Source organism: uncultured Tessaracoccus sp., assembly GCF_947255005.1.
Classification (GTDB): Bacteria; Actinomycetota; Actinomycetes; order Propionibacteriales; family Propionibacteriaceae; genus Arachnia.
Map to the genome: position 1 here is coordinate 1 of NZ_CAMYFI010000079.1, position 8,688 is coordinate 8,688.

The window sequence follows — 8,688 nt, forward strand, 5'->3', positions numbered from 1 at the left end:
TTGATTTCCATGTGCGACTTATAGTTCGCTCAGTACGTGGCCCGCGCGCGCGGGCGCTCGAACCATCGTTCAGGAGAAATGTATGTCCATGTTGTCCCGCCCGCTCGCTGGGCTGACGGCTGCCGCGATTGGCATGACCGGCGCGCTCGCCACCGGAGGTGTGGCGCAGGTTGCCTCCGCGGCTCCGGTTGAATGCGCCCCGGGCAAAACCGTTCACCTGCTCTCGTTCAACGACTTCCACGGCCGCGTCGAAGGTGCCGCCAAGCTGTTCACCCCCGTCGAACAGCTGCGCAAGAGCGCCGGCGAAGACAACGTGCTCCTGGTGTCGAACGGCGACAGCATCGGCGGCTCCACCTTCGTCTCGGCAGTCTCCAACGACCAGCCCACCCTCGACGTGCTGAACGCCGCTGGCCTCGAAGTATCCGCCACCGGCAACCACGAATTCGACAAGGGCTTCGCCGACCTCGCTGGCCGCGTCGCCCCCGCGTCGAAGTTCTCCTACCTGAGCGCGAACGTCGTGAAGAAAGACACCGACGACGTGGCCTCCCCCCTCAAGGCGTACGAGGTGTTCGAGAAGGGCGGCACGACCATCGCCGTCGTCGGTGCAGTCACCGGCGATCTTCCCTCCATGGTGTCCCCGGCGGGCATCTCCGAGGTGGATGTGAAGGACCCCGTCGAGAGCGTCAACGCCATCGCGAAGCGGCTGAAGGACGGCGACCGCTCTAACGACGAGGCTGACATCGTCATCGCAAACATCCACGAGGGCAGCCCCGACACGAAAGCCGACGCGGAGACCGCGAAGTCCTCACCGAACTTCGGCAAGATGTACAACAGCCTCGACGCCTCCGTCGACGCTGTGATTAACGGCCACACCCACACGCCGTACCTGTCGACAACCGCGAAGGGTCAGCCCATCGTGCAGGCCGACGCGTACGCCAAGAACCTGGTGCAGCTCGACCTCAGCCTCGACGCCAACGGCGCGCTGTGCTCGATTACTCCCAAGAAGGTGGAGCCGGCCGCCGAGGCCGATGCTTCCCTGCCGCGCATCGACCGGATCAACACTATCGTCACCGCCGCGAAGGAAACTGCCGCGGTGAAGGGCAGCGAGGTTCTGGGCAAGACCACCGACGCCATCTCCACCCCTGGAGCCGGCGATTCGGGCACCCGCGACCAGGAGTCGCCGATGACCAACATGGTTGCCCAGATGTACTACGACCAGATGAGCAACGGTAACGACGAGTTCATCGGCATCCAGAACCCGGGCGGCACCCGCGATTCTTTCGACAAGGGCGATATCACCTACGAAGAGGCCGCGCTCGTCCTCCCGTTCGCGAACTCGTTGAACACCACTGAGATCACTGGCGCCCAGTTCATCCAGGTGCTGAACCAGCAGTGGCAGCGCGACGGCAAAGGCGAGGTGCCGAGCCGCCCCTACCTGGCGCTCGGCCTATCCAAGAACGTGACCTACACCTTCGATGAGTCGCTGCCCGAAGGCGAGCGCATCACTGGCGTGTGGATCAACGGCAAGCCAATTGACGAGAAGAAGATGTACACCGTCGGTTCGGGCTCGTTCCTCATCTCCGGCGGCGACGACTTCCACGCGTTCAAGGAGGGCAAGAACACCCGCGACACAGGCCTCGTGGACCTCACCACCTGGGTAGATTGGCTGAAGGAACAGAAGGAACTGTCGCCTGACTACACCAAACGTGGCGTTTCCGTCACCGACGTGCCGGAGAGCTTCACCCCCGGGCAGGCCGGCACCGTGAAACTGGGCGCCGCTGGTGAGGTGTACAAGGGCAACCTCGACATGCTCCTCGACGCGGACAACCCCAAGGTGTCCCCGCAGCTCGCGAACAAGACCGTGAAGGCCTTCCTCGGCGAGACGCAGATCGGTGCGGGCACCGTCGCCGACGGTGTTGCCGAGGTCGCGCTCACGTTCCCCGAGGGCACCAAGGCTGGCATGCAGACCGTGCGCTTCGTCGTCGATCCGTCGGGCACCGAGGTGCGCTACGAGGTGAACGTCGCCGCATCGGAGGGCTCCGGTGACGCTGCGGGCGACGGCTCCCCGGGTGAGGGTGAAGGCCCCAAGGACAAGGGCGACGGCTCCCAGCGGAAGCCTGGCGAAGGCCTGAGGCCCAATCTGCCTCGCACGGGTGTCTGATGCAGTAACGATCACTCAGTGACAGCGGGAGGCCCGAAGGAGCACAGTGTTCCTCCGGGCCTCCCGCTGTCTGTCTGCGCCGTGCGCGTCGGGCTTACTCGCCTACGAGCGTCGCAACGAGCACGGCCTTGATGGTGTGCATGCGGTTCTCGGCCTGATCGAACACGATGCTCGCCTCGGACTCGAACACGTCGTGCGTGACCTCGAGCCCCTCCAGCCCAAACTGCTCGTGGATGGAACGGCCGACGGCGGTCTCGAGGTCGTGGAACGCGGGCAGGCAGTGCATGAACTTCACGTCCTGGTTGCCGGTGGCTTCGAGCACGTCGCGATTGACTTGGTAGGGGCGCAGCAGGTCGATCCGCTCCGCCCACACCTCCTTGGGCTCGCCGAGGGAGACCCACACGTCGGTGTAGAGGAAGTCGACGCCCTGCACGCCGGCGGTGACGTCGTCGGTGATGGTGATCCGAGCGCCGGTCTGGGCCGCGATCTCGCGGGCGCGAGTGACCACGTCGGGGGTGTTGTGCTGCGACGGCGGCGCGACCATCCGCACATCCATGCCCATCATGGCCCCCGAGATGAGCAGGGAATTGCCGACGTTGTTGCGGGCGTCGCCGAGGAACGCGAAGGCGATGTCGCTCAGGGGTTTGGGTGAGTGCTCGCGCATGGTGAGTTGGTCGGCGAGCATCTGGGTGGGGTGCCAATCATCGGTGAGGCCGTTGTAGACGGGCACGCCGGCGTGGGCGGCGAGCGTCTCGATGTCGCGCTGTGCGGAGCCGCGGAATTCGATGCCGTCGTACCATCTGCCGAGCACGCGCGCGGTGTCGGCGGCCGACTCCTTGTGGCCGATCTGCGAGCCACCCGGGTCGAGGTAGGTGGTGTGCCCACCCTGCTCTGCCATGGCAACCTCGAAGGCGCAGCGGGTGCGCGTCGAAGTTTTCTCGAACAGCAGCGCGATGGATTTGCCGGCGAGTCGCTGCTGCTCGCGCCCGTCGCGGCGTGCTGCCTTCAGCTCGGCGGCGAGCTGCAGCAGGTGGTGCCACTCGTCGGCTGTGAAGTCGAGTTCTTTGAGAAATGATCGGCCTTGTAGCGTCATGTTCGCCAGTCTTCCAGACCCGGGAGGCCGACGAGGTAGACTTTCGCCATGCAGATCTTGGTGGTGGATGACGATCAGGCCGTCCGCGATTCCTTGGCGCGCTCGCTTTCGTACACCGGGAGCGAAGTACAGACTGCCTCGGACGGCATCGAAGCGCTCGCGAAGCTTGCTTCCTACACCCCCGACGCCATCGTGATGGACGTGATGATGCCGCGCCTCGACGGGCTTGAGGCGACGAAGATGCTGCGAAATTCCGGTAACGACGTCCCCATCCTCATCCTCACCGCTCGCGACGCCGTGGGGGACCGCGTCGACGGCCTCGACGCCGGAGCCGACGACTACATGGTCAAGCCGTTCGCCCTCGACGAGCTGCTGGCCCGACTGCGCGCATTGACCCGTCGCGCCAAACCCCACTCGGAAGCGGAGTCGAGCACACTGCAGTTTCAAGATCTGGTGCTCGACCCGCAGCACCGCGAAGTCACCCGAGCCGGGCAGCACATCTCGCTCACCCGCACGGAATTCGCGCTGCTGAACGTGTTCATGGAAAACCCCCGCAAGGTGCTCGAACGCAACACCCTCCTCAACGAGGTGTGGGGGTTCGAGTTCCCCACCACCGCCAACTCCCTCGAGGTCTACATCGGCTACCTGCGCCGCAAGACGGAGATCAACGGCTTGCCCCGACTCATCCACACCGTGCGCGGGATCGGGTACGTCCTGCGTGAAACTGCCCCGTGATCGCGAGTTGGTGGATTCAGTTTCGCCGTGAGATCGGCCGGCTCGTCTCGGGCCAGTCGTTGCAGTGGCGGCTCGCGGCGCTCACGGGGGCGTCGGTGGCGGTGTCTGTGGTGCTCGTCGGTGCCACCGGCTTCATGATTACCCGTTGGTCGCTATTCGATCAGCTCGATCGCGATCTCACCCGCACAGCCCAACAGGCGGCGAGCGTGCTCGCCTCCGACATGGACAACCTCGATACGCTCACCCCCGAGGCGCTCGGCACGTCCGGGTCGCTACTGTCGGTGGTTTCCGCTAGTGGCCGACACAGTCAGCCGGGGTCGCAAACCGTCGAGATTCCCCGAGACAACGCCGACGTCGCGATAGCCCGCCTCCAGGCAGAGACCCACGAACGCACGGTGCTCGCCGAAGGCACCGAGTATCGGGCGGTGACCGTACCGTTTTCGATCACGACCGAGCGCGCCGTCGACTATTACTCCGTCACCTACGCGCGCCCGACGGAGACCGTGCGCGACACGCTCCAGTCGCTGTGGCTCGTGATGCTCGCCACAGGCTCGCTCGGCATCCTCGCCACGACGGGAACCGCGTTCTGGGCGGCGCGCGCCGTGTTGGCTCCGGTCAGACGGTTGTCCACCGCGGTGAAGAACGTCACCCAAACCGACCAGCTGAACCCCATCCGCATCTACGGCCGCGACGACCTCGGCGAGCTCACCCAGTCGTTCAACACGATGCTGAAGTCGTTGCAGCAATCGCGCGAGCAGCAGCGCCAGCTGATCGCCGACGCTGGGCATGAACTTCGTACGCCGCTCACGTCCATGCGCACCAACGTGGAGTTGCTCGTCGCTGATGAGCATTCGGGCATGCTCCCGCCGGGCGCGAGGGGGCAGATTCTGAACGATGTCGCAGCGCAGCTCGGTGAGTTCAGCGCACTGGTGGGCGACCTCGTCGCGCTCACCCGCGACGACGGTAACCAGCGCCCGCACGAACCCGTCGTGCTCGCCGACGTGGTGCACGCCTCCGTGCAGCGCGCCCAGCGTCGTGGCCCGGGCATGGTGTTCGACGTGAACACCGACCACTCGGAGGTCATGGGCGACGCGTCGACCCTCGAACGCGCCATCACCAACTTGCTCGACAACGCCGTCAAGTTCTCCCCCAACGACGGCACGGTGCGCGTTCGGCTCGCCGACGGCGTGCTAACCGTCACCGACCAAGGCCCCGGCATCGCCGAAGAAGACCTCCCCCACATCTTCGACCGCTTCTACCGCTCCGACCGCTCACGCAACACCCCCGGCACCGGGCTCGGACTCTCCATCGTCGTGCACACCGTCGAAGCACACGGCGGCACCATCAAGGCCGCCAACCACCCGGGCGGCGGCGCCGAGTTCACACTGAAGCTCCCCCTGCTCGAAGAACCCGACGACGCCTCGGCGCCGTCCGTCGGCGAGTAGGGCCTCCCCCGCCCCCGACCATCGAGTAGGGCCGGAGGTCCGTATCGAGATGCACCGAGGAAAACTTCATAATCCGTACGCAGATTCGCTTAACCCCCCAAAATCAGAGGGTTTGGTCAATCTGCGTACGGATTTTGAAGTTTCGTGCCGGGTTTCGATACGCGAGCTGCGCTCGCTACTCAACCGCCGTTGAGGGCGGGGTCATTTATTGAGACAGTCCCCGGTGAGGAGCGTGCAGGGACGGTAGTTGTCTCGGTTGCGGAAGCTTCGGGCGATGCGACTTATCCCGGTGTCGGCGGAAGAACTCGACGCTGAAGGATCCCCAGGGGCAAATGTCTCGCGTCAACCCCCTGCTCAGATGGGGGTGCCGTCGAGGTGGAAACGGACGTCGGGCTTGCCCGGTGTGCCGAGGGTCCAGTGCTCGCCGGGCATCAGCATGTGCCACGGCATCGGCCGCCCGGCCGTGCCCCAGATCTGGTCGACGATGTTGGGGTCGAGGGCGCTCTGCGGCTGCCGGGCTGGGGGCTCCTTGTCTTGGCACCCGGTGGTGAGTGCCGGGGCACGATGGCTGAGAGTGATCGTCGGGTAGCAGGGCTTGCCGGTGAACGTTGTGCCCGATGCGCCGGCGAGGGAAAGCTGGATGCGGGGCCCATCCGATTCGAGCATGACATCGGCGACATCGTCGTCGGGGGCGAGGGTGCGTAGGAGTGCGGATGCGCGCCCCATGAGCTCCCCGGGTGTGGTGCCAGCGAGGGGCTGGATGGGCTCGCCGTCGACGTACTCGGCGACGAACTCTTCCCCGCAGCGGGTGATGACCTGTGCATGATCGTGGGGCAGAGCGACGAATATCACCACGAGGGGGCTGTCACACGTCGTTGCAGAGTGGGCTGCGCTGAACAGGGTGTCATCGACATCGCTAAACGGCACCGTGAAGCTGGCGGTGGTGGTGGCGGTGTGCGGCTCAGGAAGGGTCGCAATGTTGCCGCCGTTGGTGCGACTCACCTCGACGAGCTGGTCTCCGACGCGGAACGCCGCTCGCACGACGCGGTCAGGCTGCTCATCCACCACGACGACGCGGTGCACGGCGTCGGAACCCACATGCTGGGCCATCACCTGCAGCGTTTCACTGACCGTGGGCGATGGCTCGCCCCCGACCTGGCAGGCCGCCAGCACCAACATCGCCAGGGCAGGAAGGAAGCGTCGGACGTGGGTCATGCGGAAACTCTATCCGTGCGCTGGATCAGCCACAACGCCGACGGCAGGGCCGATCCGCACCTCACGAGCGCCATCAAAGTGGGATCGGGAACTGAAACTACTTCGGTCTTGTCGGTCCACGCCGAAGGGGCTGATCCGATGGAGGGGATCGCTCGACGAACTTCGTTGAGGAGCCCTAGAGCATCACGTGTTCCTCCCAGTCCTGAGCTACCAGGGGCCACAGCTAACCCGATATCCACACGCGTTTCTCCAGAACGCCCGAAAACGCCCATTTCAGCAAACGCGTGTGGATATCGGGTTAGCTCCCAACTCGGGGAAACTTCGGCCCGCGTTCACCCAGACCATCGGGTGGCGCAGGGTCAGTCCAGGTTGACACCCAGGCGCTCGAAGGCGTCCTGAAACACCGTCACGCCTTCCAAACCCGGAAATTTCGCGACGCGGTGGTCCAGGTTCTCGATGATCTTGCGCTGCCCTTCGAACAGCGTCCCCATCACCGCGCGCACTTCGTCATCGCCCATGATGCTCGTGCCCACTGGCTTCCACGCCTTCGTGAGGGTCAGTTTGACAAGCTGCTTCGCCCGGTCCGATTCCTCCATCTTCTTGATCGCCTGCGTGGTGTAGAAGGCGACGTGGCGAGTTTCCTGCTGCGCGATGCGCATGAGCAGCGGACTGAGCGTCGGGTGATCGGTCATCTCGGCCATCCGCCGGTACGCTGCGACGGCGGAGAGCTCGTTCGTCGCGCCCCACGACATGTGCACCGCGACGAAGTCGTCGCCAATCAAGTTAGTTGGCCACGACTGCTTCAGCGGACCCAACGCATCTTGCCACCCAAGCTTCACCCGCTTGGCCTTCACCTCGTCGTAGTCGACGATGATGCCGTGCTCACGTAACACCGCGGCCAGCGCTTCGCCGTGCCAGAATTCCTCCCGGTTCCACATCGTCATAAACCCTGCGGCTTCAGGCTTCTTCCTCGACGGTGACACCAGCAGATCTCTCAGGTAGCACGACGTGTGGTACTCCACGTCGCACATGTACCGGATGACGCGCAGCATGGATGCGTCGAGGGGTTGGCGCTTGAACGTCGTGAAGTCGAGGTCGTCGAATTGGACGGCGACGGATGTCTCGGTGAACTTTTCGAAGTCGAACGCCATGTCACTTGCCTCGGTGTTGGACTAGACGCAGGGCGCGGGTCATGGGGAGCGGATTGCCCGGCAGCAGTTTGCCGATGACCTCGTCGGAGGACCGCACGTCGAGCCTGGATTCCGGGGTGCGGAAGATGCTTCGGATGGCGCGGCGCTCGTCGGGGTCGGGCACGCCGTCGGGGCGCATGGGCACCCAGCGCCACAGGTGCAGCTGGGCGCTGCGCAGCTCCGGGGTGGAACGGCGGATGCGGGCCGCGGCTTCTTGCTGGAAGAAGTCGACGAAGTCCGCGCGTCGCAGCAATATCTGGCGGAAGACGGCGGCGACGGGTGCGTCGACGCGGGGGGTGAGCGCACGATAGGCCGCTGCCATGGCCCCTTCGTGGACGGCCATGCGGGCCATGTGGCCGGCGGACATCGGTTCGCGGACGAGCAATGTCGAGAGGCTGGCGACAGTGGGGAGCAGATAGTCGACGTAGAGGCTGTGCGCGGCGCCTACCAGCTGGAATCCCGGCATGGCCGGGCCGGGGCAGCCGTCGGCTTGGAGTACATCGGATAGAGCCTTTGCAATCCAGTATCGTTCATAGGCCCAGGTGGCGAGGAAGGCGGTGATCCGGGCCTCGCGTCCCGTCCACGACGAGAGCATGGCGCGCATGTCACCGAGTGCCGAGGCTTCGACGCGCCACAGGTACTCGAGGTCTTGATGCAAGACGGGATCCAGGCGCAACTCGCCGACGTCGACGTTGATCTTCGGTCGAGCGCGCTTTGTGTAGGCAGCGACGTCGAAATCCGTAGTGAGGACGCGCATCGACGCGTCGAAGTACAAGCGTCCGTTCCGGTACCCGGGGGGATGGTTTACGGTGGGCTGCATCGTCTGACCACTCCTTGCGCGAAGTCTGG

The 8,688-nt window shown here is 65.0% G+C and carries 7 protein-coding genes; 3 read left to right on the top strand and 4 right to left on the bottom strand.

Translation table 11 applies throughout. The features are described from left to right. The first annotated feature begins 82 nt into the window (after positions 1 to 82). Entirely contained in the window at positions 83 to 2,161 is a 2,079-nt protein-coding gene (locus tag Q0X61_RS11785; protein WP_297742887.1) for a bifunctional UDP-sugar hydrolase/5'-nucleotidase, read from the top strand. A gap of 94 nt (positions 2,162 to 2,255) precedes the next feature. Here the strand turns inward: Q0X61_RS11785 and argF are convergent, their stop codons facing one another. Then, a complete protein-coding gene (argF, locus tag Q0X61_RS11790; RefSeq protein WP_297742889.1) occupies positions 2,256 to 3,254 on the bottom strand; it encodes an ornithine carbamoyltransferase in 999 nt (332 codons plus the stop codon). A 48-nt stretch (positions 3,255 to 3,302) separates the two neighbouring features. Between argF and Q0X61_RS11795 the strand changes: the two genes are divergently transcribed. Together Q0X61_RS11795 and Q0X61_RS11800 are read left to right on the top strand one after the other, a co-directional pair. Continuing rightward, positions 3,303 to 3,989 carry a response regulator transcription factor gene (locus Q0X61_RS11795; RefSeq protein WP_297742891.1) on the top strand — a complete coding sequence of 229 codons (687 nt, stop codon included), beginning with the start codon at positions 3,303 to 3,305 and terminating at the stop codon, positions 3,987 to 3,989. After that, positions 3,986 to 5,434 carry a cell wall metabolism sensor histidine kinase WalK gene (locus Q0X61_RS11800; protein WP_297742893.1) on the top strand — a complete coding sequence of 483 codons (1,449 nt, stop codon included), beginning with the start codon at positions 3,986 to 3,988 and terminating at the stop codon, positions 5,432 to 5,434. Before Q0X61_RS11795 ends, Q0X61_RS11800 begins: the two co-directional genes overlap by 4 nt. 354 nt (positions 5,435 to 5,788) lie before the next feature. On the opposite strand, the gene Q0X61_RS11805 is transcribed toward Q0X61_RS11800, so the two are convergent. From Q0X61_RS11805 to Q0X61_RS11815, 3 genes are all read right to left on the bottom strand, one after another. Then, positions 5,789 to 6,649 carry a hypothetical protein gene (locus Q0X61_RS11805; protein ID WP_297742894.1) on the bottom strand — a complete coding sequence of 287 codons (861 nt, stop codon included), beginning with the start codon at positions 6,647 to 6,649 and terminating at the stop codon, positions 5,789 to 5,791. A gap of 359 nt (positions 6,650 to 7,008) precedes the next feature. Next, positions 7,009 to 7,800 carry a ferritin-like domain-containing protein gene (locus tag Q0X61_RS11810; RefSeq protein WP_297742896.1) on the bottom strand — a complete coding sequence of 264 codons (792 nt, stop codon included), beginning with the start codon at positions 7,798 to 7,800 and terminating at the stop codon, positions 7,009 to 7,011. Position 7,801: 1 nt separating this feature from the next. Next, positions 7,802 to 8,688: hypothetical protein (locus Q0X61_RS11815; RefSeq protein WP_297742898.1), on the bottom strand; the 887-nt coding region annotated here is incomplete at its 5' end.